The organism is Pseudomonas sp. SWRI77, from assembly GCF_014269105.1.
GTDB classification, from domain to species: domain Bacteria; phylum Pseudomonadota; class Gammaproteobacteria; order Pseudomonadales; family Pseudomonadaceae; genus Aquipseudomonas; species Aquipseudomonas capeferrum.
In genome coordinates this window covers 31585-57611 of the sequence record NZ_JABWRV010000025.1, presented here as the reverse complement: position 1 = coordinate 57611, position 26027 = coordinate 31585, and the positions used below count along the sequence as shown (strand labels likewise).

25 protein-coding genes are annotated in these 26027 nt (G+C 63.6%); 11 read left to right on the top strand and 14 right to left on the bottom strand.

Annotated elements, in window-relative coordinates; all coding sequences use genetic code 11:
• The first annotated feature begins 91 nt into the window (after window positions 1-91).
• The 3 genes from ggt (at window position 92) to sodC (ending at window position 3477) form a co-directional block, all read left to right on the top strand.
• Entirely contained in the window at window positions 92-1882 is a 1791-nt protein-coding gene (gene ggt / locus HU766_RS21370; protein ID WP_186660380.1) for a gamma-glutamyltransferase, read from the top strand.
• A 70-nt stretch (window positions 1883-1952) separates the two neighbouring features.
• On the top strand, window positions 1953-2834 hold the full coding sequence (locus HU766_RS21365; RefSeq protein ID WP_033697476.1) for a LysR family transcriptional regulator: 882 nt from the start codon (window positions 1953-1955) through the stop codon (window positions 2832-2834).
• Between the two features lie 127 nt (window positions 2835-2961).
• Window positions 2962-3477 carry a superoxide dismutase family protein gene (gene sodC, locus HU766_RS21360; RefSeq protein WP_186660378.1) on the top strand — a complete coding sequence of 172 codons (516 nt, stop codon included), beginning with the start codon at window positions 2962-2964 and terminating at the stop codon, window positions 3475-3477.
• A 125-nt stretch (window positions 3478-3602) separates the two neighbouring features.
• Here sodC and HU766_RS21355 read toward each other — a convergent pair whose 3' ends face one another.
• Together HU766_RS21355 and HU766_RS21350 are read right to left on the bottom strand one after the other, a co-directional pair.
• Window positions 3603-4538, bottom strand: a complete 936-nt coding sequence (locus HU766_RS21355; protein WP_202883659.1) for an arginine deiminase-related protein — start codon at window positions 4536-4538, stop codon at window positions 3603-3605.
• 68 nt (window positions 4539-4606) lie between these two features.
• A complete protein-coding gene (locus HU766_RS21350; RefSeq protein WP_186660373.1) occupies window positions 4607-5659 on the bottom strand; it encodes an ornithine cyclodeaminase in 1053 nt (350 codons plus the stop codon).
• A gap of 190 nt (window positions 5660-5849) precedes the next feature.
• Between HU766_RS21350 and HU766_RS21345 the strand changes: the two genes are divergently transcribed.
• Together HU766_RS21345 and HU766_RS21340 are read left to right on the top strand one after the other, a co-directional pair.
• Window positions 5850-6272: an Lrp/AsnC family transcriptional regulator gene (locus HU766_RS21345; RefSeq protein ID WP_033697484.1), complete on the top strand. Its 423-nt coding sequence runs from the start codon at window positions 5850-5852 to the stop codon at window positions 6270-6272.
• Window positions 6273-6654: 382 nt separating this feature from the next.
• On the top strand, window positions 6655-8073 hold the full coding sequence (locus tag HU766_RS21340; protein ID WP_186660371.1) for an amino acid permease: 1419 nt from the start codon (window positions 6655-6657) through the stop codon (window positions 8071-8073).
• A gap of 25 nt (window positions 8074-8098) precedes the next feature.
• On the opposite strand, the gene HU766_RS21335 is transcribed toward HU766_RS21340, so the two are convergent.
• The 4 genes from HU766_RS21335 to HU766_RS21320 all read right to left on the bottom strand — a co-directional run bounded on the left by HU766_RS21335 (window position 8099) and on the right by HU766_RS21320 (window position 12124).
• Entirely contained in the window at window positions 8099-8704 is a 606-nt protein-coding gene (locus HU766_RS21335) for an START domain-containing protein (protein WP_186660369.1), read from the bottom strand.
• 88 nt (window positions 8705-8792) lie between these two features.
• Entirely contained in the window at window positions 8793-9629 is an 837-nt protein-coding gene (locus tag HU766_RS21330) for a bifunctional allantoicase/(S)-ureidoglycine aminohydrolase (RefSeq protein ID WP_047583757.1), read from the bottom strand.
• Between the two features lie 106 nt (window positions 9630-9735).
• Window positions 9736-11127 (bottom strand): LLM class flavin-dependent oxidoreductase, encoded by a 1392-nt coding sequence (locus tag HU766_RS21325; RefSeq protein WP_186660367.1) that lies wholly within the window; start codon window positions 11125-11127, stop codon window positions 9736-9738.
• A gap of 16 nt (window positions 11128-11143) precedes the next feature.
• On the bottom strand, window positions 11144-12124 hold the full coding sequence (locus tag HU766_RS21320; protein ID WP_186660365.1) for an aliphatic sulfonate ABC transporter substrate-binding protein: 981 nt from the start codon (window positions 12122-12124) through the stop codon (window positions 11144-11146).
• A gap of 223 nt (window positions 12125-12347) precedes the next feature.
• Here HU766_RS21320 and HU766_RS21315 point away from each other — a divergent pair, with 223 nt between their 5' ends.
• Window positions 12348-13232, top strand: a complete 885-nt coding sequence (locus tag HU766_RS21315) for a hypothetical protein (RefSeq protein ID WP_186660363.1) — start codon at window positions 12348-12350, stop codon at window positions 13230-13232.
• Between the two features lie 4 nt (window positions 13233-13236).
• Here HU766_RS21315 and HU766_RS21310 read toward each other — a convergent pair whose 3' ends face one another.
• Complete coding sequence (locus HU766_RS21310; RefSeq protein ID WP_186660361.1) at window positions 13237-14121, bottom strand: DMT family transporter; 885 nt, start codon at window positions 14119-14121, stop codon at window positions 13237-13239.
• Between the two features lie 180 nt (window positions 14122-14301).
• Here HU766_RS21310 and HU766_RS21305 point away from each other — a divergent pair, with 180 nt between their 5' ends.
• Entirely contained in the window at window positions 14302-14973 is a 672-nt protein-coding gene (locus HU766_RS21305; protein WP_095065147.1) for a TetR/AcrR family transcriptional regulator, read from the top strand.
• A gap of 6 nt (window positions 14974-14979) precedes the next feature.
• Here HU766_RS21305 and HU766_RS21300 read toward each other — a convergent pair whose 3' ends face one another.
• The gene (locus HU766_RS21300) at window positions 14980-15987 is read right to left on the bottom strand and encodes a helix-turn-helix domain-containing protein (protein WP_186660359.1); all 1008 of its coding nucleotides are present in this window, start codon (window positions 15985-15987) and stop codon (window positions 14980-14982) included.
• Window positions 15988-16169: 182 nt separating this feature from the next.
• On the opposite strand from HU766_RS21300, the gene HU766_RS21295 reads away from it, so the two are divergent.
• A complete protein-coding gene (locus tag HU766_RS21295; RefSeq protein ID WP_033697499.1) occupies window positions 16170-16382 on the top strand; it encodes a PLDc N-terminal domain-containing protein in 213 nt (70 codons plus the stop codon).
• 50 nt (window positions 16383-16432) lie between these two features.
• Here HU766_RS21295 and HU766_RS21290 read toward each other — a convergent pair whose 3' ends face one another.
• Window positions 16433-16750 carry a hypothetical protein gene (locus tag HU766_RS21290; RefSeq protein WP_033697500.1) on the bottom strand — a complete coding sequence of 106 codons (318 nt, stop codon included), beginning with the start codon at window positions 16748-16750 and terminating at the stop codon, window positions 16433-16435.
• A 287-nt stretch (window positions 16751-17037) separates the two neighbouring features.
• Window positions 17038-17757, bottom strand: coding sequence for a TorF family putative porin (locus HU766_RS21285; RefSeq protein ID WP_186660358.1), 720 nt, complete (start codon window positions 17755-17757; stop codon window positions 17038-17040).
• A 179-nt stretch (window positions 17758-17936) separates the two neighbouring features.
• On the opposite strand from HU766_RS21285, the gene HU766_RS21280 reads away from it, so the two are divergent.
• Window positions 17937-18281, top strand: a complete 345-nt coding sequence (locus HU766_RS21280) for a hypothetical protein (RefSeq protein ID WP_033697502.1) — start codon at window positions 17937-17939, stop codon at window positions 18279-18281.
• Window positions 18282-18293: 12 nt separating this feature from the next.
• Here HU766_RS21280 and HU766_RS21275 read toward each other — a convergent pair whose 3' ends face one another.
• Window positions 18294-18545, bottom strand: a complete 252-nt coding sequence (locus tag HU766_RS21275) for a hypothetical protein (protein WP_186660356.1) — start codon at window positions 18543-18545, stop codon at window positions 18294-18296.
• A 180-nt stretch (window positions 18546-18725) separates the two neighbouring features.
• Between HU766_RS21275 and HU766_RS21270 the strand changes: the two genes are divergently transcribed.
• Both HU766_RS21270 and HU766_RS21265 read left to right on the top strand, forming a co-directional pair.
• The gene (locus HU766_RS21270) at window positions 18726-20081 is read left to right on the top strand and encodes a DUF3300 domain-containing protein (protein ID WP_186660354.1); all 1356 of its coding nucleotides are present in this window, start codon (window positions 18726-18728) and stop codon (window positions 20079-20081) included.
• Window positions 20078-20986 carry a DUF2950 domain-containing protein gene (locus HU766_RS21265; RefSeq protein ID WP_186660352.1) on the top strand — a complete coding sequence of 303 codons (909 nt, stop codon included), beginning with the start codon at window positions 20078-20080 and terminating at the stop codon, window positions 20984-20986. The genes HU766_RS21270 and HU766_RS21265 overlap by 4 nt, the downstream gene beginning before the upstream one ends.
• Window positions 20987-21013: 27 nt before the next feature.
• Here HU766_RS21265 and HU766_RS21260 read toward each other — a convergent pair whose 3' ends face one another.
• The 3 genes from HU766_RS21260 to HU766_RS21250 form a co-directional block, all read right to left on the bottom strand.
• On the bottom strand, window positions 21014-21970 hold the full coding sequence (locus HU766_RS21260) for a helix-turn-helix domain-containing protein (RefSeq protein ID WP_186660350.1): 957 nt from the start codon (window positions 21968-21970) through the stop codon (window positions 21014-21016).
• A gap of 149 nt (window positions 21971-22119) precedes the next feature.
• Complete coding sequence (locus tag HU766_RS21255; RefSeq protein ID WP_186660348.1) at window positions 22120-24204, bottom strand: hydantoinase/oxoprolinase family protein; 2085 nt, start codon at window positions 24202-24204, stop codon at window positions 22120-22122.
• Window positions 24205-24217: 13 nt separating this feature from the next.
• Window positions 24218-25963: a hydantoinase B/oxoprolinase family protein gene (locus HU766_RS21250; protein ID WP_186660346.1), complete on the bottom strand. Its 1746-nt coding sequence runs from the start codon at window positions 25961-25963 to the stop codon at window positions 24218-24220.
• Window positions 25964-26027: the final 64 nt, after the last annotated feature.

The following is a 26027-nucleotide window of genomic DNA, read 5'->3' as shown; positions in this document are numbered from 1 at the left end:
TGCATCCTAGAAAAATCACACCAGCTCTTGAAGTTAAGTTTGCGCATGACCGACAGTGGTCTGCTGAATAGACAAGGCAGGAAGCAAAACGATGAAGTTCTCTACACCGCTGATGAGCGCGCTGTGCCTGGCGGTCGCGAGTGGGTGGGCCTGTGCCGACCAGGTGATGCCCGCACCACCCGAGCTGGCTTCCGGCTATCGCACTGGGCTGCAGCCGGTGCACGCCAACCGGCATATGGCCGCCGCCGCCAACCCGCTGGCCACCGAAGCGGGGCGGGCGATGCTGCGTGCCGGCGGCAGCGCCATCGACGCGGCCATCGCCATGCAAATGGTGCTGACCCTGGTCGAGCCGCAATCCAGCGGCATCGGTGGTGGGGCTTTTATCCTGTACTGGGACGGCAAGCGCGTGCAGGCTTTCGACGGCCGCGAGACTGCCCCGGCGCAGGTAACGGAAAAACTGTTTTTGCAAGCCGATGGCTCACCGATGCCGTTCAGGTCGGCGCAGATCGGCGGGCGCTCAGTGGGGGTGCCCGGGGTACTGCGCGCGCTGAAACTGGCTCACGAGCAGCACGGCAAGCTGCCTTGGCAGCAACTCTTTGCCCCGGCCATTGCGCTGGCACGTAACGGTTTCCCGGTTTCCGAACGCCTTCACACCCTGGTGGCGGGCGACCCGTATATTGCCCGCTCACCCTCCATGGCCCGCTACTTCCTGGATGAAAAGGGCAAGCCGTTGCCGGTGGGCACGAGGTTGCGCAACCCCGAGCTTGCGCAAACCTTCGAGCAGATTGCCGCGCACGGTCCCCGAGCGTTCTATACCGGTGAAATCGCCGGGGCCATCGTGGCCAAGGTGCGCAGCCATGCCAATGCCGGTTACCTGTCGTTGCAGGACCTAGAGCAGTACCGCGCCAAAGAGCGCGAGCCGGTGTGCGGCCCCTACAAGGCCTGGCGTATCTGCGGCATGCCGCCGCCATCGTCGGGTGGGGTGACGGTGTTGCAGACGCTGGGCGTGCTTGAAGCCATGCAGCGCGCCACGCCACAACGCGATCTGGCAGCATTGCGGCCGCTGGCGAACACGTCCCCAGCAGGCCTGGAGGCATCGCCGCTGGCCGTGCACCTGATCGCCGAGGCCGAGCGCCTGGCCTATGCCGACCGCGCTCAGTACCTGGCCGACAGCGATTACGTGCCGGTCCCGGTCAAGGGTCTGATCGACGCTACCTATCTGGCCAGCCGAGCAGCGCTGATCGGCGAGTACAGCATGAAGCGCGCCCGCCCAGGCACCCCGCAGGGCGCGGACCTGGCCATGGCCCCTGACCGTTCACCGCTGCGCATTTCCACCTCGCATCTTTCTGCAGTGGACGACAGTGGGCAGGCCTTGGCGATGACCACGTCGGTGGAGGCCGCGTTCGGCGCGCATCTGATGGTCAAGGGCTTCCTGCTGAACAACCACCTGACCGACTTTTCCTTCCTGCCGCAGGCGCATGGCAAGCCGGTGGCGAACAGGGTCGAACCCGGCAAGCGGCCCTTGTCGGCCATGGCGCCGACCCTGGTGTTTTCACGTAACTCGGGGGAGCTGGTGGCCAGCCTCGGTTCGCCCGGTGGGTCGCAGATCATCGGTTACGTGAACAAGGCCCTGGTCGGCTTGCTGGACTGGCAGCTCGACCCACAGCAGGCCAGCAGCCTGCCCAACTTCGGCAGCCGCAACGCCGCTACCGAGGTGGAAGCACAGTTGACCAGCCCGGCGCTGATCCGCCAGCTGGCGGCCTGGGGGCACGAGGTCACGCCCATGACCATGACCAGTGGCATGCAGATCATCCAGCGCGATACCAACGGTTGGTCAGGCGGCGCCGACCCGCGGCGCGAAGGCGTGGCGCTTGGCGATTGAGGGCGCGCGTTGCGGGGCATCAGGTAGCGTGGTAGAAATCAACCTTGTCATTTAGAAGTTGAATATCAAGATGTCTATCAGCGTGAAATCGAATAGAGCCCTGTTCGACCTCGACCTGCTGCGCGCTATTGTCGTGGTGGCCGATTGCGGCAGTTTCACCACCGCCGCCGCGCGGCTGCATTCGACCCAGTCCACCATCAGCCAGAAGGTGCGGCGCCTCGAAGAAATGGTCGGCCACCGTCTGCTGGTGCGCGGCAACCGTGATGTGCTGCCGACCGACGCCGGGCAGACCTTGCTCGGCTATGCCCGCCATATGCTGGCCTTGAACGACCAGATGCTCGAAGCGCTGGCCGGGGCGATGGTAGGTGTCACGGTGCGCCTGGGCGTGCCCGAGGACTTCGTCGGTGGGCGCACCACCAATGCCTTGTCGGCGTTCAGCCGCCTGCACCCCCAGGTCAAACTGGAGGTGACCAGCGGGCTGTGCCGCGACCTCAGCCAGGCCTATGACAATGGCGAGCTAGACCTGGTGCTGCTCAAACAACGGCGTAACAGCCGCGAAGGGGTGGCGTGCTGGCCAGAGCGCCTGCAGTGGATAGACAGTGCACGCATGCCGTCTTTCGAGCTCGACCCGATTCCGTTGGTGACCTTTCCGCCGCGCGGTTTGTACCGCGACGACATGATCACCGCCATCGAAGGCATGGGCCGGCGCTGGCGTATCAGCTTCACCAGTTCCAGCCTCAGCGGCATCCAGGCTGCGGTAGCCGATGGCATGGGTATCAGCCTGCTGCCACCTCGGGCGGCAACGCGTGAACACCAGGTACTGGGGGGCGAGCAAGGGCTGCCCGAGGTCGACAGTTACGAGATCGTCATCGTGCACCGGCCCACGGCGGACGTGATGGTCAAGGCATTGGCCGAGGTCATGACACAGTTGCTGGCTGGCGGCGGGATCTAGAGCCCGGTGCAGGCTCGTGGAGGTAAAGTGTTTCAGGCTATGGCCGGATGGAATGCCTGAGGGGCTGTGCAGTCCCACTTGTTATCCGGGTACGACACCCATCCTCCCCATGCCATGGAGAAACAACATGAAAGCAACGCTTTTCATCGCATTGCTGGCCAGCGCCGGCCTCGCCCAGGCCGCCGAAAAGGTGGAGCTCAAGCTGGCAGGCCCCGACGGCCCAGGCAAGTCGATAGGCACCATCAGCATCGAACAGAACAAGTACGGCGCGCTGTTGACCCCTGATCTCAAGGGCCTGCCGCCTGGCGTGCACGGCTTTCACTTGCACCAGAAGGCGTCGTGCGCGCCTACCGAGGAAAACGGCAAACCTGTGCCTGCAGGTGGCGCGGGCGGCCACTGGGACCCGGATTCGACCCAGGCGCACAAGGGTCCGTTCGATGACAGCGGCCACCGTGGCGACCTGCCGGCGTTGTACGTCGGTGCCGACGGCAAGGCCACCTACCCCGTGCTTGCGCCCCGCCTCAAGGCCGAGGACTTCAAAGGCCATGCGCTGATGGTGCATGCCGGTGGCGACAACCATAGCGACCACCCTGAAAAACTGGGCGGTGGCGGTGCACGCGTAGCGTGTGGGGTTGTGCAGTAATAGGTGTTCGCCACAACATTTTCAGCGCCTGTGAGATCGAGCGCCGCCCGCGCGGCGCTCGATATCCGCCCCCCTAAAGAAACCAAGACAGGCACCGCTAGCCCCAATCACCTCACAGACGATCCTCAAAACTCAGCAATACACCCCAGATCAGTCAACCGCCCCCGTGCGCCCCTCGGTGACAGGTGAATCCCGGCGATCATACAGCGCACCGAGCCGCCGGCCATTTCAATGGTCGGTACATCCAGCGGCACCAGCCGCGCCGAACGCTCGATGCGTTGACGCTGCTCACCGGTAAGGCTGTCGAACGCTTTGCGCGAGAGCGCCAGAATCCGACCATCGCTGCCCGACAGCTCGATGGCGTTACCTGCAAACTGGCTGATCTGCTGGTTGCTCAGGTTGATGACATCCCGGCCCGACTCGATCAGCCGCATGCGCACCTCCTGTGCGCGGGCGGGGTTGGTGAACGTGCCAAAGCCGACCAGGGCAAACTCGGTGGCTACGCACATCAGCACGTTGGTGTGATAGATCGGCGTGCCGTGCTCGTCTGCCGTGTCGAACACCATGGGCTCGAAGTTGAAGTGGGTGCTGAAACGCTCAAGGGCGATCGGGTCGGCGCGGTTGGAGCGTGCGGTATAGGCAACCCTGGACAGATGGTCGAACACCATCGCCCCGGTACCCTCCAGAAACAGCTCGTCCTGCTCCAGGCCGGAATAGTCGATCACATCCTGCACGCGGTACTCATGCTTGAGCATTTCGATGACGTCCGCGCGGCGCTCGCGCCGACGGTTGCGCGAGTACATCGAGTAGATCGCGACATGGCCGCCCGGGTGGGTAGAGAACCAGTTGTTGGGGAACACCGAGTCCGGCGTGTTCTGCTCGCCGAAGTCATCGAACAGGTGCACCCGCACACCCTCTGCTTCGAGCCTGCCTGCTGCCTGGGTAACCTCGTCGCGCGCCACATTGGCCAAGGCCTGGGCGGTGATGTCGGGGTGGGTGCTTTGGAACGAATTGTCTGCTGCTGTTTCCGGGTTGGGGGTGAAGGCGTGCGGCCTGACCATGACCACGGCCGCAGGTGCTTGAATGGAACGCGTTGGAAATGCCATCTGGAATACCGAGAGTAGGAGAGTTATGCAACGCGTCGGATACGGCTTTTTGCAGCGCGGCCGCGGGTGTGGCTGAACAGGTCTTTAGGGTCTTCGTCCACCCACGGTACCAGGTCTATCTTCGAACCCATGCCGCGCTTCTCGGCTTGCTGTAGTACGTACCGTAGTACGGTGTAATCTTCCAGCGCGAAGCCCACCGAGTCGAACACTGTCACCTGGCTTTCACTTTGCCGGCCTTCGGTTTCACCGCGCAGTACACGCCACAAGTCAACGACCGGGAAGTCGGCGGGCAACTGCTGGATGTCACCTTCGATGCGGGTTTGCGGTTCGTACTCGACGAACACGCGCGCATTGCGCAGTACGTCGGCATGCAGTTCGGTCTTGCCTGGGCAGTCGCCGCCTACCGCATTCAAGTGCATGCCAGGTTCGAGCATGTCGGGGGTGATGATGGTTGCGTAGGCCTTGTCGGCGGTCACGGTGGTGATGATGTCGGCACCTTTGACCGCTTCTGCCACCGAGCCGGCTTTGCGAATGCTCAGGCCCGTGTATTCCTTGAGGTTGGCAATCAGTTTGGCGGTGGCCAGCGGGTCGGTGTCGTAGGCGACGATTTCTTCGATCCCCAGGTGCTTGTGGAAGGCCAGCGCCTGGAATTCGCTTTGCGCGCCATTGCCGATCAGCGCCATTTTCTTCGAGTTTGGCCGGGCCAGTGCCTGTGCGGCCATCAGCGAGGTTGCGGCGGTGCGCAGGGCAGTGGCGATGGTCAGTTCCGACAGTAACACCGGGTACCCCGTGGCCACATCGGCCAGCACGCCAAATGCCATGACCGTATGCAGGTCTTTGGCAGTGTTGGCCGGGTGCCCGTTGACGTATTTGAAGGCATATCGATGTGTGTCCGCGACTGGCATCAATTCGATAACGCCGACGTCCGAATGGCTGGCAACGCGTGCGGACTTATCAAAGTCCTGCCAGCGTTTAAAGTCTTCGCGCAGGGCGGCGGCCAGTTCACCCATGAACGGCGCTACGCCAATGTCATGCACCAAGTCGGACATGGTTGGAACATCAATGAAATACGTCATGCTCTTGCACCTTATTGTGTGCGTTCTCACCCGTTGCCGCAGGGTGCACGCTTACGATTGTTGAGGGGTTGCCAGCACGACAATTTTGATGAAAGGTTGCGTCAAATTGAAGAGCGCAGGTTGCCAGTTTCGTCAACTTTCTAGACAATCTGTTACCCCAGAATAACAATCTGATTACTTGGCAGGCACCATGGACACTGTAGATCGGGAACTGATCGCGCTATTGCGTGATAATGCGCGCACGCCCATCCTGACCCTGGCGAAGAAGCTCAAGGTCGCCCGGGCAACGGTGCAAAACCGCATCACCAAGCTTGAAGAACAAGGGGTGATCATCGGTTACACGATACGCCTGAGGTCTGATGCCCTGGACCAGGGCGTGCGGGCGATTACCAGCATCGGCATCAGTGGCCATCACGCGGCGGAGGTCAAGCACGCGCTACGCGGGCATCCCAATGTCGTGGCCATCCACACCACCAATGGCCGCTGGGACCTGATGGCCGAGCTGCGGGCCGACACCCTCGAAGCCTTCGACCGGGCGCTGAACACCATCCGCTCGATACCGCACATCGAAAACACCGAGACCAGCATTTTGCTCTCCACCTACAAGATGTGATCAGGTCGATAACCCAATTGGGTAGCGGCGTAGAGCAAACTGTCACCCGGGCTTTTCACTGTGCAACATATCCCATTTCGTGTGCGCACTCTGTAGCGTTCCGATTGACCTTATCGGCTGGCAAAATGAAACGGCTTCAGCGCCATGTATTACACGTTCAACACTGTCTTGCCAGGCATCTCCCCGAATAATGGGCGTGCACTTGTGGTGGGCTTTCAATCACTCTCAGGCCTGATAAAAAGTTCATCTGGGCGTGCTTATCCATCTGCATTAATACCCCTACCTCCTGACGCTTGTTATCAAGGCGTTTGCACTTTCGTGCCAACTAACGGCCGCAGTGGCGAGGGTGAGGGTTTTACAGAAAAAGAATAAGAGGTCAACTATGCATCCAACGTGCAACTCGCAAGACGCGACTCCGGAGGCTGGCCGCACACTGAAGCGACGGCTGGAAAACAGGCATATTCAGCTCATTTCGATCAGTGGCGCGATCGGTACCGGGCTGTTCATGGGGGCGGGCAAGATTATCGCGCTATCAGGCACCTCGATCATTCTGGTGTACGCCATCATCGGCTTTTTCGTGTTCTGCATCATGCGTGCGATGGGGGAGATGCTGCTCGCCAACCTGCACATGGAGTCGTTCGCAGACCTGGTGCATAACTACCTGGGGCCGCGTGCCGGTTACATCCTCAGTTGGTCATACTGGCTCAGCTGGGTGGTGGCGGCGGTGGGCGATGTGGTGGTGGTGGCAGGTTTCGTCCAGTACTGGTACCCCGGCGTGCCCACCTGGCTACCGGCTTTTACCACGATGTTCCTGCTGCTGGGCCTGAACATGCTTGCCGTGAAGGCCTTCGGCGAAGTCGAGTTCTGGTTCGGGCTGATCAAGATCGTCGCGATCGTGTTGCTGGTGGTGACGGGGCTGGTGATGGTCGCCACGTCGTACACCTCCCCAGGCGGCGTCACAGCCTCCTTCAGCCACCTGGTGGCGCCCGGTGTGGTCATGCCCCACGGCATTCTCGGTTTCCTTGCCGGGTTCCAGATCGCGATCTTCTCGTTTGTCGGCACCGAACTGATCGGTACGGCGGCAGCCGAGGCCAAGGACCCCGAAAGGACCCTGCCCAAGGCGATCAACACCATTCCGGTGCGTATCCTGCTGTTCTACATCTGTTCGCTGGTGTGCATCATCAGTGTGGTCTCGTGGGCCAACGTGCCTGCCAATCGCAGCCCATTCGTCGAGCTGTTCCTGCTCGGCGGCCTGCCGGCTGCTGCCGGGATCATCAACTTTGTCGTGTTGACCTCTGCGGCCTCGTCCGCCAACAGCGGTGTGTACTCGGGGTCGCGGATGCTCTATGGCCTGGCGCATCAACAGCAGGCACCCACGGCATTCGGGCGCCTGTCCGGGTCGGGTACGCCGGTCAGGGCGTTGATGTTCTCGGGGGTGTGCATGGCGATTGCGCTGACGCTGCTGTTCGTGATCCCCGAGGTCATGACCGTATTTACCCTGGTGTCGACCATTTCTGCGGTGATGATCATCGTCACCTGGTCGTTGATTCTGATGTCCTACTTCGCCTACCGCCGTCAGAACCCCAAGGCACATGAGCAGTCTAGGTTCAAGCTGCCGGGTGGCAAGACGACGGCGGCCATGGCGCAGCTGTTTCTGATCTTCGTGTTGTGCCTGCTGGCCCTGGAGCCTGATACGCGTACGGCGCTGTATGTCATGCCGCTGTGGTACATCGGTTTGCTGCTGGCCTACCGGCGCCGGGTCAAGGTGTGTGCCCGGCAGATGGCTGCCACGCTGTCCTGAAACCCCTGGTATCGGCGAGCGGGCCTCAGCGTTGGCGCTCGGCCACCGCCCGCAGGGTGCGCAGGGTGACCACCGGCGCATCCACCACGAAGCGGTTGGCCAGCCAGCCGGGCACATCCCCGGCAGGGTCTGCCTTGAGCTGGTAGGTAACCTCGGTTTGCCGTTCACCCAGCGGTTTCATCACCCATTCGCCCGTGAGGCGCTGCACGCGTATCAGCCCGGCCACCTCGGGGACCTTGCCGGGGTCGGCGCGCAGGTGGCGCAACAGGGTGCCATCGTCGCGCAGTTCAGTGGTGACCTTGAGCACGATATCCCGCGGCATCGTCGGCCACGGCAGGTCGGTGGTCAGGTACACCCAGGTACTGTCGCCGTCGACCTCCAGCAGGCGCATTTCGGCACAGGCGTACAGCCATTTGCACGCCACCCGCAGGTTTTCCTGCAGGTCGGTGAGCGTGCGCACGCTGGCCTTCATGGTGCTGACACCGCGAAATTGCTGGTAAGGGGAGCCGGCAGCGGCACTGAGGTAGACGCGGATGCCTTCTCTGTCGTAGGCCAGGTTCCAGTCGTCGGCTGCCTGAGCAGCGCCGGACAGCGCCAGCAACAGGGCGGCAAGCATGCGATAGCGGTTCATGATGAGCACCGCGCAGGGCAGGGGTGATCAGTATGAGCGGCAAACAGAAAGCCCGCCAGGTGGCGGGCTTCGGACCATCAGCCTGGGCTCAACGCTGTGGGTTGAGAGTCAGGTGCACGTGGCGGTTGACGTCCTTGTACAGCAGGTAGCTGAAGTTGCCTGGGCCACCGGCGTAGCAGGCTTGCGGGCAGAAGGCGCGCAGCCACATGAAGTCGCCGGCTTCGACTTCGACCCAGTCCTGGTTCAGGCGGTACACCGCCTTGCCTTCCAGCACATACAGGCCGTGCTCCATGACGTGGGTCTCAGCGAACGGAATGACGCCGCCTGGCTGGAAGGTCACGATGTTGACGTGCATGTCGTGGCGCATGTCGGCCATGTCGACGAAGCGGGTGGTGATCCAGCGGCCTTCGGTACCCGGCATTTCAATGACAGTGGCATTGTCGCGGTGGGTGACGAAGGACTCTGGCAGGTCCAGGCCTTCAACCTTCTGGTAGTGCTTGCGCAGCCAGTGGAAGGTGACGTTGGCCTTGCTGTGGTTGCGCAGGCTCCACTCGGCGCCTGGGGCGATGAAGGCGTAGCCGCCCTGGGTCAGGGTGTGGTGCTTGCCTTCCAGGGTGATATCGAGCTCACCCTCGACCACGAACACCACGGCTTCGGCGTTGGGGTCCAGTTCCGGGCGCTCGCTGCCGCCTTCCGGGGCAACTTCGACGATGTACTGCGAGAAGGTCTCGGCAAAGCCGGTCAGCGGGCGGGCGATGACCCACATGCGCATCTTGTCCCAGAACGGCAGGTGGCTGGTGACGATGTCACGCATCACGCCCTTGGGGATGACGGCATAGGCTTCGGTGAACATGGCACGGTCAGTCAGCAGCTCGGTTTGAGCCGGGTGCCCACCGTGGGGGGCGAAGTAGGAATGATTCGACATGGACGATCTCGACTTGTTGTTCTCTCCCCGTGCCGTGAACCGCACCGGCCGGTGCGGCGCAGGGGATGTGCCGACAGAATAGGGTCGAGCGCGTGCCATCTACAAATTAAATGTTGGAATACCCGGTATTTGCCGGCTGAATGCTAACCTGGCGCCCTGCATGTTGCTCTGGCAGGCGGTTGCCCTGGCCGAACAGCTTGTGGCGCAAGGTGCCGTCCTGGTAGTGCAGGGGGTAGCGGCCGCGACGTTGCAGCTCGGGTATCAGCAGCTCGACCACATTGGCCAGGTCATCAGGTTGCACGGCGTAGGTGAGGTTGAACCCGTCGATGCCGGTCTCGTCCAGCCAGCTTTCCAACTGATCGGCAATATCACTGGCTGCGCCCACCAGCACCGGGCCGCGGCCCCCCAGGCCAACGAACTCGGCGGCCTCGCGCACGGTCCAGCGGCGGTTGGGGTCGGCTGCGGTGAAGGCGGCCAGGGCCGCGCGGCCGGCATCGTTCTCGACATATTCGATGGGGGCATCCGGGTCGAGGCCGGCGAAGTCGATGCCGGTCCAGCCCGACAGCAGGGCCAGGGCGGCGTCCAGGTCAACGTAGCCACGGTACTCGGCGAAGCGCGCTTCGGCTTCTTCACGGGTGGGGGCGACGATCAGCAGGGCCTGGGCGTAGATCAGTACCTCGTCGCGGCCACGCCCGGCAGCCTCGCTGGCCTGGCGGATGCCGTCGACATAGCGGCGCAGCACCGTGGCCGTAGGCCCGCTGATGAACACGCACTCGGCATGTTGCGCGGCGAACTGCTGGCCGCGTGCCGAGGCCCCCGCCTGGAACAGCACCGGCGTGCGCTGCGGCGAGGGCTGGCACAGGTGCATGCCAGGCACCTGGAAGTGCTCGCCGGCATGGCTGATCGGGTGTACCCGGGCAGGATCGATGTAGCGGCCGCTGTCACGCTCAAGCACCACCGCATCGTCGTCCCAGCTTTTTTCCCACAGTTTGTACAGCACCTGCAGGTACTCCTCGGCCAGGTCGTAACGCTGGTCGTGGCCAAGCTGGCGAGCCAGGCCCAGGTTGCGCGCGGCGCTGTCCAGGTAGCCGGTGACAATGTTCCAGCCGACTCGGCCATTGCTCAGGTGGTCAAGCGTGGACATGCGCCGGGCAAAGGGGTAGGGGTGCTCGTAGGTCAGTGAGAAGGTCACGCCAAAGCCCAGGTGCTCGGTGACCCCGGCCATGGCCGGAACCAGCAGCAGCGGGTCGTTGACCGGCACCTGTACGCCGCCGCGCAAGGCCGCTTCGGGGCCACCCTGATAGACGTCGTAGATGCCCAGCACATCGGCGATGAACAGCGCATCGAACAGGCCGCGCTCCAGCAGGCGGGCCAGGTTGGTCCAGTAGTCCAGGCGGTTGAAAGCCACGCTGGTGTTACGCGGGTGGCGCCACAGGCCAGGGGACTGGTGGCTGGCAGCGTTCATGCTGAAGGCGTTGAAGCGGATCGGGCGGGGCATGGCGGTCAGTCTCCAGTCACGGCAGCACGGAAGCCGGGTAGACCGCATCGGCTACCTGCAGCTTGCGCGGAATCAGGCCCAGGCCTTGGAAGGTGTCGGCCAGCTTCTGCTGTTCGGCGACGATCTGCGGGGTAATGGCGACGGCGTTGTAGTTACGGCGTTCGCTGGCCACTTGCAGCACGTCGGCCTTGATCCCCAACTGCGGCGCCAGCAGCGCGGCGACTTGCGCAGGCTCGGCGTTGGCCCATTGGCTGACCTTGCCCAGTTCGCCGAAGAAGGCCTTGAGCAGCGGGCGGTGCTGGTCGGCGAACGCAGCAGTGGAAAGGTAGAACGTGCGGTTGTTGGTCAGGCCGCTGCCGTCGCGCAGGTTCTTGAGCCCTGGCTGGCTTTCTGCTGCCGCGAGGAACGGGTCCCACAGGGTCACGGCCTGGACGCTGCCCGATTGCAGGGCCGCCACTGCGTCGGCGGCATTATTGACGTAGGCGGGGGTGATGTCCTGGTAGCTCAGGCCGGCTTGTTCCAGCGCGACGGCTAGCAGGTACTGGGCGTTCCAGCCGCGGCCAGTGGCTACCCGCTTGCCTTTGAGGTCCTGCACGCGGGTGAGGTGGTCTTGCTCGCGTACCACCAGGCCGATACCGCGTGGGTAGGGTTGTTCGGCGGCCAGGTAGACCACCGGTTTACCAGCGGCCTGGGCAAATACTGACGGGGCGTCGGCGGCGTGGCCGAGGTCGATGGCGCCGGTGCTCAGGGCTTCGAGCAATTGCGGGCCTGCGGCGAACTCGTGCCAGCTGACGGTCACGCCTTGCGGGGCGAGGGCTTTCTCCAGGGCGCCGCTACCTTTGAGAATATTGATGCTGTTGAACTTCTGGTAACCAATACGCAGGGTCTTGGCGTCTTCGGCCAGGGCATTGGACCAGGGCAACAGGGCGCTGGCGACACTGGCCAGCAGGCCGCCGATTAGCAGGCGACGCAGGGGCGAGAAGGTACGGACGGGCATGAGGCGTATTCCTTGAATGGGGTGGCAATCGATGCGCCCAGACTAAGGAGGTGGCGTTTGGCTTTCAATTTGTTTATTCCATTTAGTTAGAATGTTTGGTTATTTTTATATCCTTTTTGTAATTCATGATTCAGCACCCGTTACACGGCAAATAGCAGTGTGCTATGACCTTTTTTTCACATCTTCTTGCTAGGATCCCCGCACTCTCGAGGAGCCCTTTTTCATGCCGCACATCCTGCGCAAACGCAGCACCCGCATCGCCCTGACCGCCACCGCCAGCCTGCTCGCTGCCACGCTGGGCTTCTTCGCCTGGCAGAGTTTTTACCCCGTCCAGGCTGCCAGCGGTTGGGATGTCGAGGTGTTGCACCGCGATGTGACCAAGGCCGCGTCGTTGTTGCCGCAGGCCGACGGCAGCCTGCTGGTCAGCCGCGAGCTGGACGACGGCCGTGGCAGCATCCTCAAGATTACTGCCCAAGGTGACCGTGTGGTGGTGATTGACAACCTGTCCAAGCCCGACGGCATGGTCGCGGCCGAGGGCGGCTGGGTCTTCAGCCAGGAGGGTGGCCTTGCGCCGGTCAGCCTGTCTCGCGACGGCCAGGTCACCCACCTGTTCGAAGGCGAGAGCGTGCAAGGGTTGTGGAACGATGGCGATCACCTCTATGCGATCGAAGACCGCAAGGGCAATGGGCGGTTGATGCGCTATGACTGGCGCAGCGGCCAGCTGGATGTGCTGCGCACAGGGCTCAGCGAAACCGAAGGCCTGACCCGCTGCAACGATGGCCGCCTGCTGTATACCGAGAAAGCCAACGGCAAGGTTCGCGCATTGTCCGAGGACGGCCAGGACCCGGTGGTGGTCGATGGCCTGCGCAACCCGACCTTCCTGTTTTGCGACCAGCGCGGCTTGTGGATCAGCGAAGACAACACGCACCGCGCCCGCCTGCTGCGCATCGACGCCGATGGCACGCGCCAGACGGTGCTGTCGTTCCTCAAGGCGCCCCAGGCAATCGTTGCCGATGGCAAAGGTGGTTACCTGCTTGCCGAAGGCGGGCGTAACCGCGTACTGCACCTGTCCCCTCCGGTAGAGCGCAATACCGCGCAGCGCGACTGAGGGCTCAGTTTGGCAGGCGCGGTTTGCGCCCTGGCAGCAGGCCCAGCACCAGCAGGCAGCCGACCAGCACCACCGCGCCGCCCGCCAGTTGCAGCAGGCTCAAGGCTTCGTCGAGGAACATCGCGCCCACCAGTACCGCGACCAACGTCACCACGAACTCGACACTGAGGGCACGGGTGGCGCCGATGCGCGCCACCAGGCCGAAATACAGCACGTACGTGGTGGCGCTCATGACCGCGCCGCTGATCATCAAGTACAGCCAGTCGCTGGCTTGCGGCACGCTGGGCACCGGCACCACCCACAGCAGGGGCAGGGTCAGCAGGCCGCCGGCCAGGAAGGCGCCGCCGGTGACGGTCCACGGGTCCTGGCCGCGCAGGTGCAGGCTGGCGTAATTACTGCCGAACGCGGCGCTCAAGGCACCGAACAGCGAAGCGATGCAGCCGTGGATGAACACGTCGCTGACCGGCTGGGCCGGAAACCCCACCAGCATGGCGATACCGACGAAGCCCAGAAGCAGGCCCGCCAGGCCCTGCAAGGTGATTTTCTCCAGCCCCCAGACACGGCCGATGATCATCGAGAACAGTGGGATGGTGGCCACGAAGATCGCCGCCATGGCCGTACCGATCCGCGGGGTGGCATAGGACATGCCGATCAACTGCCCGGCCACGGTGGTAGCGCCGATCACCAGCAGCGGTTTCAACAGCGGGCGCAGGCGCAGGGTGCGGCCGAGCAAGGCTGCCAGAATCGCCAGGGTGCTGCCGGCAATCAGCGCCCGCAGGCTGACCGCGCCGACCCAGCCGAAGGCGTGCACCACCTTGAGCAGGACCAGAAAGGAAAACCCCCAGGCAATGGCCAGAAACAGGTAGGCGGCAAAGTCACGCGGTTGCATGGGGCAGGGTCCGTCCAGGGCAGAGGGACGCAGGCTAGCGGGTTGCGGGGCGCGACTTCAAGCGCCGTCGGCGGTTTGCTTGTAACGCCGTTTCGTGGCTACCCGACCAACAGCGTGCTTCCCTGCATGGCCGCGCTCACGGATAATCACCGTATTCCAATAAACAGCCTGTGAGTGGGTATGAGTGATTCCGTAGTCAGCCTCGGCCAGCCTGAGATCGAAGGGGTGCGCAAGTCGCGCAAGAACAACCCCGAGAAAACGCGCGAGGATATCCTTCAGGCCGCCATCAACGAGTTCGTCCAGCAGGGCCTGGCCGGCGCGCGCGTCGATGCCATCGCCGAGCGCACCGCCACCTCCAAACGCATGATCTACTACTACTTCGGCAGCAAGGAGCAGTTGTACGTCGAGTGCCTGGTCAAACTCTACGGTGATATCCGCAAGACCGAGCAAAGCCTGGACCTGGAGTCGCTGCCGGCCGAGCAAGCGATCCGCCGTCTGGTGGAGTTCACCTTCGATCACCACGACCGCAATGTCGATTTCGTGCGTATCATCTGCACCGAGAACATTCACTACGGCGAGTACGTCAAACAGTCGCCGGTCATTCGCGAAATGAGCAGCCTGGTGCTCGAAGCCCTTGGCAGTACCCTGCGCCGGGGCGAGCAGGAAGGCGTGTTCCGTGCCGGTATAGAGGTCATCGACCTGCATATGCTGATGAGCTCGTTCTGTTTCTACCGGGTGTCGAACCGCCACACCTTCGGCGAGATCTTCCAGATAGACCTCGCCGACGAAGCCATCAAGCAGCGCCACAAGACCATGATCGGTGACGCGGTCATTCGCTACATCCGCGCCTGAGCGGTGTCATTCGCCCAGCCGTTGCTCGCGTGACGGCGGGTAGCCGAAGTATGCGGCGTAGCACTTGCTGAAGTGCGACACCGAAACGAACCCGCAGGCCACTGCCACGTCCATCACCGACAGGTCGGAGTACTGCAGCAGGCGGCGGCTCTTGGTGATGCGCAATTCCATGTAGTAGCGCCGCGGCGAGGTGCCCAGTTGGGCCTGGAACAAGCGGTCGATCTGGCGCCGCGAGCGCCCGCTGTAGGCGGCCAGCTGATCGAGGCTGAGGGTTTCTTCGAGGTTGTTCTCCATCAGCTCGACGATGGTGCGCATGTGCAGGCTCATGGACTTTTTCGCCCCCGGGCCGACCTGGCGATAGCGCGCGCCCGAGAACGACAGGATTTCTTCGACGCCTTCGGCCAGGCCGTCGCCGTAGAGCCTGCGAACCAGGCCGAGCATCAGCTCCATGGCGCCATTGGGGCTGGCGGCGCTGAGGCGGTCACGGTCGAGGGTGAAACTGGCCGGGGTAATGCGGGTTTGCGGGCTGCGCTCCGAGAGGCTGGCGCGTTGCTCGGGGTGGACGCTGCAGCCATAGTCATCCAGCACGCCCGCGCGGCCGAGGAACCAGGCGCCGTTCCACAGGCCGCCCAGGGCCATGCCATGGGCCGCGCAGTCGTGCAACAGTCGATCGAGTTCAGGGTATTTGAGCGGCGTACGCAGGCCGCCGCAGATGATCAGCAGGTCCAGCTCGCGCAGTGCTTCGGCCGACAGGTCGCTGGCCACCAACTCCAGCCCCAGGTCGCTCAACACCCGGTCACCGTCCAGCGACAGTGGGGTGAACTGGAAGCTGTCGGTGCGCAGCAGGTTGGCGGTGACCAGCACATCCATGGCCACGGTGAAGCTGGCCATGGAGAAGTGTTCCAGCAATACGAAGTCGACCCGATAGGGCGCTTGGGCATTTGCGGTGGTGGACTTGAGCCGCAGCATGTTGCTGGTGCTGGTCTTTTTGCTGAACTGACGTGGGGTGGGCACTCTGGACTCCGCTTCCTGGCTGGCCTGGGGAGTGTGCTCGGTGGCAGGGGGAAAGACAATCTCCGGGGTGGGGGTGTCGTATTTGAGGTCGTGTTCAGGCAATTGGGCGGGGGGAGTGCATGGCTTGAATTTTCCAGCGCCTGCCACAGCCCAACGCATTACACGCCAATGGGAGAGCGCTCATGGAAATCGGAACGATCTGGATCATCCTCGCAGCCGTCGTGATTCTTCTGGAAATCTGGGCCATCTGGCACATCATCGGCAGTGACCGGCGCGCCGAGCGCAAGATGCTATGGGTCGTATTCGTGGTCTATGCACCGTTGCCAGGCTTGCTGTTCTGGGCTTGGCGCGGGCCGCGCGCAGTGAAGGGCAGGGCGGTACTGCAGGAAAAGTAATAGCCAGAGCATCAGGCGCGGGGGCGCCTGATGCGGCCACCGTCAACGCCTCAGGGCAGGATGCTGAAACGGATGGCCTGGCCCAGGCCATCCACCATCAAGCAGCCGTGAAACCTGACGCGCGACAGCACACGCAAGCTCTTGAGCTCTTCGTGGATGCGGTCGCGTATCTGCTTCTCGGCCTCGTCGATCCGGTCCGCCGTCGTCGCATGGTAGAGGTGAACCACACCCAACAGCGTGGTTTCAATGTGCTCAACGGTATCCCAACCGATCTTGCGCAAATGCAGGCGTGCGCTCGCGGCTTCGTCCTCATCGCCTTCATGCCGTGGGTTGATGGTGTAGGCGAGTTGAAAATGATGCTTGGTCATTGTCGCTTTCCTTGTTGCAGGCTGGCCTCCGTGCCGGGGCTTGCAATCTAGCGGCTGACAGACCTCTCTGAAAACACACACGTGGTTCAATGCTCCGACTTCGCTATCAGAGAAGTCTTACGGCGTTCTTGACCCCAAGCTAACGCGAGGTCTGATACTCGGGCCTTTCTTCCCCCGTGCGAGTTGCTGTATATCGCCGGCCAAGATACCGCTACCGCGCTTGGCGCTGGACGGGATGTTCATGGAAATCGAGGCCGTGGCGGCAACGGACTGATCAGCGCCTCAGGCTAGAAGAAACTGCGCTGCGCCTTGAACGTGACCACACTCTCGCAATACGCATTGATACCGGCATAGGCATCGCAACCGGTACCGCTGAGGTTGGAGTTGCTGTAGATCAAATTGAGGTCGATGCCCAGCCAAGGCCGCGACAGCTCCAGCGACCAGTCGGAAAACGCGCTGACCTGGCTGCCATCGCCAATCGTGAACGGCGTGCCCAAGCGATGATGGGCCAGCTTGACGGTAAAGTCGGCGTCGAGCAGGGGCAGTTGACCGAGGTCGGCGAACAGGGTGCTGGTGCGGTTGTCGGGGTTGTCACGCAACGCGCCACCAAAACGGCTGCCGTATACCGAGATGCCCCCGTAGACGGCGTAGCTGTCAGGGCCTGAGAGGTTGGGTTGGCTGTAGTGGATCAACCCCACTTCATAGCCCAGGGTGCTGTCGAAGTGGTGCTGGTAGCCCATGTAGCTGTCCAGGCGCAGGGTGGAGTCGGGCGACAGGCCCATGCTCGGGGCGTATTGCCCCAAGTACCAGCCGTTGAGGTGGCTGAGGTCGAGGCCGCCATGAAACGCCCCCACGGCGCTCGGCGAAATAAGCCCCTGGGCCATGCTACGCGTCGGTGTAGTGCCAAGTTTGAAGTCGAAATCGCCCAATTGGCGCTGTATCTGCTGGGCCTGCAGCGCGGCGCTGAACAGCAGCGCCGCGCTCAGCAACAGAAGGGGCCTGGTCATGGTCACCGTCCTGGAAGGCTTGCTGTAGAGCGCCCAAGGATACCCGTGTCGGCCAAGGGTGCAAACCGTTCGGCGCGTCACCCAGGCGGCAGGGCTAGCGCTGATCGTGCGTTTACGCCCGAGCGTCGCACATTCTCTTCTAGAATTGCCTGAACACTTTCCACTCCAAGGCCCAGGCCATGCGCAGACTGTGGCGAAAATACCTCGACCTGCTGGATGCGGACCTGAGCACCAAGGTTTTTGACAATTTCAAGAACCTGTTGGTCTGCGGCCTGCTGTTTGCCGCCGGTACGGATGCCCTGCACAACAGCGACCCCGTGTTCCTCGGGCTGTGGGTACCGAGCGTGACCGGCTGGGGGTTGATCATCGTGTCGGCATTGCTGCTGCTGTTGAATGTCAGCGATACGCTGCACCGCTTGGCCAAGCTGCCGTATCACACGGCGCTGCAGGTTGCGCTGTGTTTGCTGTACCTGGTTCTGGCGTCGCGGGTGGTGGAAATCATCTGGAATTTTCGCGCGCACTGAACGTGGCCAGGCCTAGCCTTGGCTGGAGGGGGAGCGTTCGGCAACCTCTGTCACCACTTGATCGCTGCCAGCGCGCTGGATCACCAACCGCCGTTGTTCGTATTCGTCCAGGGAAAGGCCCTGGCGTTGCAACGCTTCGAGTTGCAACTGCCGGGTTTCCTCCGCGGTGTAGGCGCGCAGTTCAGGGTGGCTGGCGCAGCCGCTCAACACGGTCATGGCGGTGGCAATCAGGGCAGTGAGCAACAGGCGGGCCGAGGTGTTCATCGAGCAGCTCCAGAGTTTGGGGGGCGCAGGGATCGAAGTGATGGAGCAAGGTTATTGGGCATCCTCGATCAGTAGAAATTGCCTTGCTCGATAGTGACTATCGACAGCACCTTCTGGCGGGCAATACGGCTGAGCTTTGCTACCGTTAACCCACGCGGTTCGACCACATAGGGATAAGTCATGCGCATGCCATTGTTCGGGGTCTTGTCGGCGGTGCTGTGCCTGCAAGGCGTACCGGGGCTGGTCAAGGCCGAGGATGCTGCGGCGCCGCAAACCGCCGCAGTCGCCGCCAAGGAGGCGGTGTTCACCCAGGAGCAACTGGACCAGATGCTGGCGCCCCTAGCTCTTTACCCGGATGCGCTGCTGGCGCAGGTACTGATGGCAGCGACCTACCCCGGGCAAGTGGCCGAGGCGGTGTCTTGGTCCAAGGCCAACCCTAAGGCCACTGGCGACGCTGCGGTCAAGCAAGTGGCCAACCAGGCCTGGGACCCGAGTGTGCAGGCGCTGGTGGCCTTCCCGCAGGTGCTGGCAACCCTCGGCCAGGACCCGGTCTGGGTCCAGCGTCTGGGCGATGCCTTCCTCGCGCAACCCGACGATGTCATGAATGGCGTGCAGCGCCTGCGTCACCAGGCCCAGGCTGCCGGTAACCTGCAGAGCAACCAGTACCAGCAGGTGACTGTGCAGGCGGCACCGGCGCCCAAGGCCAGTGCTCCGGCCAGCAGCGCGCCGACCACCATCATCATCGAGCCTGCCGAACCGCAGGTGGTGTACGTGCCCAGCTACAACCCGACCACCGCCTACGGCACCTGGGCCTACCCGGCCTCACCGCCGGTGTATTACCCGCCGCCGCCGATGTATTACGCAGGCTCCGCACTGGTGGCGGGGCTGGCGTTCGGTACCGGCGTTGCGATTGTCAGTTCGCTGTGGGGCAATTGCGACTGGGGCCACAACGACATCGATATCGACGTCAATCGCTACAACAACATCAACGTCAACAACCGCATCAGCAACAACCAGAACAAGTGGCAGCACAATGCGGTAAATCGCGAAGGCGTGCCATACCGCGATGCACGCAGCCGTCAGCAATATGGCCGGCAACTGGACGGCGCCGCGCAGCGCACCGCCTTCCGGGGTGACGACGCCCAGCGTGCCCAGGCACGGGACAAGGCGCGCGCCTCGATGGACAGGGCAGGCATCGAACGGCCTGCCACCAGCAACCGCGAGGCGCGCGACCGGGTGCGCGAGGCGCAGGCGAATACCCCACGGCCTGCCGAGCGCCGAGCGCAGGCGGGCAGTAGCCGTGACAACCTGCAGGCCAGGCAGCAGGTGGCGCAAGCGCGGCCGGCCAACAGCGCTGGCCGTGCCCGCAATAACGCCTTCGATGGCGTGCGCTCGCCATCGAGCACCCGTGCGCAGGCCGACCGAGGTCGCATCAGCCAGTCGTTTGCCCAGCGGCCGCACACTGCGCGAGCCGCCGGGCATCAGATTTCCAGGCCCAGTGCGCCCATGCGCCGTGGTGGAGGTGGCCGTCGATGAACCGTCGATCAGGGTGGGTTGCCTGCGCCCGTTGCTGGTTGTTGGTCGCAGGGATGGCGAGCTCGTGCCTGGTGACGGCGCAGGAGGCCTTCCCGACGCCCGAAAAGGCCGCCGAAGCCTTCGTTGCAGCGCTGGGCAAAGAGCACGCCGACGAGACACGCCTGGCACAGTTGCTGGGGGATGACTGGCGAACCTATATCCCCAGCGGCGGCGTACAGCGCAGCGACGTGGATGCGTTCCTGCAGCAGTACCGCGAAGCGCACCGCGTTGAAAGGCCCCATGAGCACCAGGCCATCCTGGCGGTGGGGCACGAACGGTGGACGCTGCCCATTCCCATCATCCAAGGCAGCCGCGGTTGGCGTTTCGACCTCAAGGCCGGCAGCGCCGAAATCCGCGCCAGGCGCATCGGCCGCAACGAGCTGGCGGCGTTGCAGTCGGTGCTGGCCTACCACGACGCGCAGCTCGATTACGCCGCGCAGGACCGCAATGGCAACGGTGCGCTCGAGTATGCACAGAAGATCCTCAGTACGCCCGGCAAGCACGACGGCCTGTACTGGGAAGATGCCGGCGATGGCCAGGTCAGCCCATTGGGGCCACTGTTCGGCCGGGATGTGGTCGGTGATGACTGGTACGGCTACCGTTTCCGCATCCTCGAAGCACAAGGCCCGTCAGCGCCCGGGGGCGCCTACAGCTACCTGATCGGCAACCAGATGAGCCGTGGTTTCGCCCTGGTTGCCTGGCCTGCCAAATATGACGACAGCGGGGTGATGAGTTTCATGATCAGCCACGACGGGCAGGTCTTCGAAAAGGACCTGGGGCCAGAAGGAGAGAAGCTCGCCAAGGCCATGAAGCGCTTCGACCCCGACGACAGCTGGAAGCTGGTCGATACCCCTGTTGGCGGCTGAAGCCGGCGCATCCTTGCGCTGCCGCATTCAGTGCGTGCGCACCGCGCGCACCTCGCGTGCGGTACAGCCATAGCGTTGGCGAAAGGCGCGGGTGAACTGGGCCTGGTCGGTGAAGCCCCAGCGAAACGCCAGCTCGCCGATCGCCAGGTGGCAGTGCGGGTCGCGCAGTTGCTGGTGCACCGCCTCCAGGCGCTGTTGGCGCACCCATTCGCCGAGGGTGTAGGGCGTGATCGAAAACAGTTTATGCAGGTAGCGCAGTGACAGGCCGCAGGCATTGGCGATGGCTTGCGGTGAAAGCTCGGGGTCGCCGAGGTTTTGCAGTACATAGCGCTCCACCCGGGTCAGGTGCAGCGTACTGAGGTTGGAGCCTTCGCTGCCCAGCACGCGCTCATCCTGTTGCAGGGCCAGCAGCAGAGTCGCACTTGCTTGCTCCAGCAGCAGGTGGCGTGCCGCTGCGGGGCTGGCGTCGAAGTGGCGCGCGCAGAGGTCCAGCTGCTCGACGAAGATGCGCCCCAAACCTTGGCTGGCGTCGAAGCAGTGGCGGGTGTAGCGCCTGTGCCCGAGCAGGTTTGCCTTCAGCGCACGCTCCGGCAGCTTCAGTACCCACAGGTCATTGTCCGCGCGGTAGTGGAAGCGGTAAGGGGCGTCGCCGCGCTCGACGATAAAACCGCCAGGGCGGCAGCTCAGTTGGTGGCCATCCTGCTCGAAATGCACCTCGCTGCGGCTAGGGACGGTAACCAGGTAGAACGCGTCAGAGTCCTGGCCGATGTGTGCCTTGTTGCGTGAATAGCCGAGCTGGCTGGAGCGCAGGCGTGACAGGCTGAGCGGGGTGGTGGGCGTGCTCCAGCGCTGCAAGTGGCCGTCGAATGGCTGTTCGGCGGCAAATTCCAGGCTCAACGGGAAGTACGTATCACTGATCGCTTCGGCCCAGCGTGCCTGGCGTTCGGGCTGCGCCCAGCCGTGGGTCGAGAGTTCTGTGGGCATGGTGGGTCCTTTTTCAAAGAGGGCAGCATTGAAAAAAGGAACTGCAGGCAAGCTACTCAAGCAGCTCTTGTTATTGTGCAAAAAAGCCCGGCTGCGCAAAGCGGCCGGGCAGGTATCACGCCCATGATCGGCGCGTGCCGACCTTCAGATCAAGCGCCGCGTGTCACCCGGTAGGTGGCAGACGGCTCCAGGCAGGCTTGCCAGCCTGGCGGCACGACGATGTTGGTGGTGTCCTCCTCGATCACACAGGGTCCCTGCACGGTCTGCCCAGGCAGCAGGCGGTTACCGTTGAACACCGGGGTGCGTTGCCACTCACCGTCTGCACTGAACCGCATCGGGCGCTCGCTGTCCGGGGTTGCTGCCGGTGGCTGGGCCGGCCCTTGCAGCGTTGGCTGTGGCGGGCGGGGCAGGTGACCGATGACCGAGCACTCCAGGTTGACCAGCTCTACCGGGCTCTCTGGTTCGCTGTACGAATAGAGCGTCTGGTGGCGCACGTGGAAAGCCTCGATCAGTGCTGCCAGGCCGTTGCTGTCCAGGGCGTGGCGTTCCAGCTGCACGCTGCATTCGTGGATCTGCCCTCGGTAGCGCATTTCCAGGGTGTAGTGGCAACTGCTGGCCTGGTCGCCGAAACCGTCTTCGCGCAGGTTCGCCAGGCCCTGCTGGCGCAGCTCGGCGAGGGCATGGTTGAGCTGCGCCAGGTCAGCGTGCTGCGCGTCCAGGCGCATCGACAGGCTGGTCAGCTGGTCATAACGCACATCCGAGAGGATCTGGCCGAAGGCGCACAGCCCTGAGGCCACTTTGGGGATCAGCACGGTGTGCATGCCGATTTCTTCGGCCAGGCGCACCACGTGCATGCCCGCCGCGCCGCCCGCCCCGATCAGGGCGAAGTCGCGAGGGTCGTGGCCGCGTTCGATGGACACCCGGCGGATACCGTTGACCATGTTCAGGTTGACCAGGGTGGTAATGCCAAACGCGGCGCGTTCCACGCTGATGCCCAGCGGCTCGGCGACCTTGATGCGGATGGCGTCCAGCGCCGCCTGGCGGTTCAAGCGAATGCTGCCACCGAGCAATGCGCCATCGGGCAGGTAACCCAGGGCCAGGTTGGCATCGGTGACGGTGGGTTCAGTGCCGCCTTTGCCATAGCACACCGGGCCGGGCGTGGCGCCAGCGCTGCGTGGGCCGACCTGGAGCATGCCGAATTCGTCGAGGTGAGCGATGGAGCCACCACCGGCGCCCAGGGTTTCCACCTGAATCATCGGCACGCCGATACGCTGACGCAGAAAGTCCACGTCCTTGTTGAAGTTGGTGCGCCCGGCGTTGGTCAGGGTAATGTCGAACGAGGTGCCCCCCATGTCCACCGTGATGACGTTGTCGATGCCGAACGGGCGCGCTACCGCGAGCCCGGCCTGGGGCGCCGAGGCAGGCCCCGAGTTGATCGCGTTGACCGCACGCTCACGCATCAGGTGGCCGGGTGCTAGGCCGCCGTTGGACTGGAAGTAGCGTACCGGTTGCTGCGCGCCCAGTTCCTCGAACAGGCTGTCGATGCGTGCCACGTAACGCGCCATCACCGGGCTCAGGTAGGCGTTGACCACGGTGGTGGAGGTACGGGTGTATTCGCGGATTTGCGGGAACACTTCAACGCCTGTGCAGACGAACACCCCGGGCAGCGCCGCCCGTACAAGCTCGGCGGCGCGCTGCTCATGGCTGGGGTTGCGCACCGACCAGAGGAAGGAGATGGCCACCGCCTGCACGCCTTCGGCACGCAAGTAATCGATGGCCTCGTGTATCGCGCGTTCGTCCAGCGGGGTGTGTTCGCGGCCATCACCGAGGATCCGGCCGCCGATGGGGCGGCGCAGGTGTCGCGGGGCAAGCATGTGCGCCGGCGGGTAGTGGGCGTCATAGCGGTGGCCCTCTTCTTTGTGGCCGAGGCGGATCTCCAGGCTGTCTTCGTGGCCTTCGGTGCACAGCAGGCCGACCTTGACCCCGGTGCGCTCGATCAGGGCGTTGAGGGCGACCGTGGTGCCGTTGATGCACAGGTCGCAGTTGGCGATGATCTCGGCCGGCGTGCGGCCGGTGGCGTCGGCGATCTGCGCCAGGCCGGCGCGAATGGCCAGGGTGCCATCCTGCGGCGTGGATGGGGCTTTGAACAGCTGCACGCCACCGTCGCGGTCAGCCAGGATGAAGTCGGTGAAGGTGCCGCCGGCGTCGATGCCCAGGCGATATTGATTGCGCATGATGGGTCTCCGGTCAGTGCAGGTCGCGGGCAAGGCGGGTGGCGGTTTCGTCGAGCTGGCCGTCGGCATCGACGATTACTGCGTAGTCCAGGGCTGCGCCCTGGGGCGACACCAGGCCGTTGCGCAGGTCTTGCAGCACGGCAGCTACCGGGCGGCGCAACGGGTCGCCGTAGCCACCACCGCCAGGGTTGATGTTGATGATCCGCTCGCCGGGCTGCAGGGTGAGCATGGGGTTCTGGGTGTAGTGGTCTTGTGTGCCATCAGCGTGCTGGTGGATCAACCGGCCGAGCTTGGGTGCGAGCAGGCCATTGCGTGCTCCGGCTGCGCCGGCCGTGGGCAGTTGGCGGCCTTCGCCGAAGCCGACCACGGTCATCGCGTGTTGCAGCGGTTCGATCTCCAGGCGGGTGCCGGAACCGCCGCGAAACTCACCGGCACCGCCACTGTCGGCCATCAGGCTGTAGCGGTGGATAAGCACCGGGTAGGCGTGCTCGAGCAACTCGATGTCGCCGCTCATCAGCGCGCCAAAGCAGCACAACGGCCCGCATGCGTGCCAGCCATCCATGACCTTGTTGGCGCCGGCGCCGGCAATGATCGAGGCCAGTACCATGGTGACGTACTCGCTGTTGTCGTTGCGCGGGTCGTGGCCGGCGATGTTGATGCCGCTGGTATGGCCCCACGAGGCGGTGACCCGCTGCGGCGAGGCTTGCTCCAGCGCCGTGCGCACGGCATCGGCCAGGGTTTCCATCGGGGTGGTGGTGCAGTTGACGTGCGGTGCCGGCTCCTGGGCGTTGCACAGGGTACCCTTGGCGCCGACATCGACCGTGACGCAGCGATACAGGCCTTCGTTGTAGGGCGGTGCGACCTGGGCGAACATCATCAGCCCAAGGTACACGCCGGAAACCGAGTTGCCCTCGTAGGAGTTGATGAAGTAGGGCACCTGCGGTGGGCTTTCGATACGCACGTGGGCTTGGTCGCCACGGATCTCGACATGGGCGGTGATGGCCAGCTCGCCCAGGCCGTGGCCGGAGTCTTCGAGCACGGCGGTGCCGCTGTACTGGCCGTCCGGCACGTCGCGCAGCAGGGCGCGCATGTGGCGGTCGGCCATGTTCTTCAGCTCGGCAATGCACGCGCGAACTTGCTCGACGCCGTACTTGTCGAGCAAGTCGAGCAAGTGCCGTTCACCGACTTTGCAGGCCCCGTACTGGGCATTGAGGTCGCCTTCCTGGTAAGGGCGGGCGCGCATGTTGGTGAGCATGAAGTTGATCACGTCTTCCCGGCGCTTGCCCTTTTCCCACAGCTTGACGGGCGGGATACGCAGGCCCTCGGCGTAAATCTCTTTGGCGTCCGGGTTGTAGCCAGCGGGTACCGGCCCACCGATGTCGGTCAGGTGGCCCTTGCACACGGTCCAGAACACCAGCTCGCCCTGGTAGTACACCGGCTTGTACATGCAGCAGTCGAGGATGTGGCTGCCCTTGTACGCCGGGTCGTTGTGGTAGATCACGTCACCTTCGGCGATGTCGTCACCGAAGCATTCGGCCACGCACTTCATCGCGGGGATCAGCGAACCCAGGTGGATGGGGATGTCCTGGCCTTGCAGGATCATTTCGGGGAGGTGGTCGAACAGCGAGTTCGAGTAGTCGTGGGCCAGGTTGAACACACTGGAGCGGCCAGTCTTTTCCAGGGTCAAGGTCATTTCCCGCTGCGCTGTCTCCAGCGCACCCCGGACAACCGCAAGGGTGATCGGATCTACTGTTTTCATGGGTCACCAACGTTTCTTGTTGTGCTTTGGGTGCGTGCCGCAGAGCTCGGCGCGTGGTGACAGG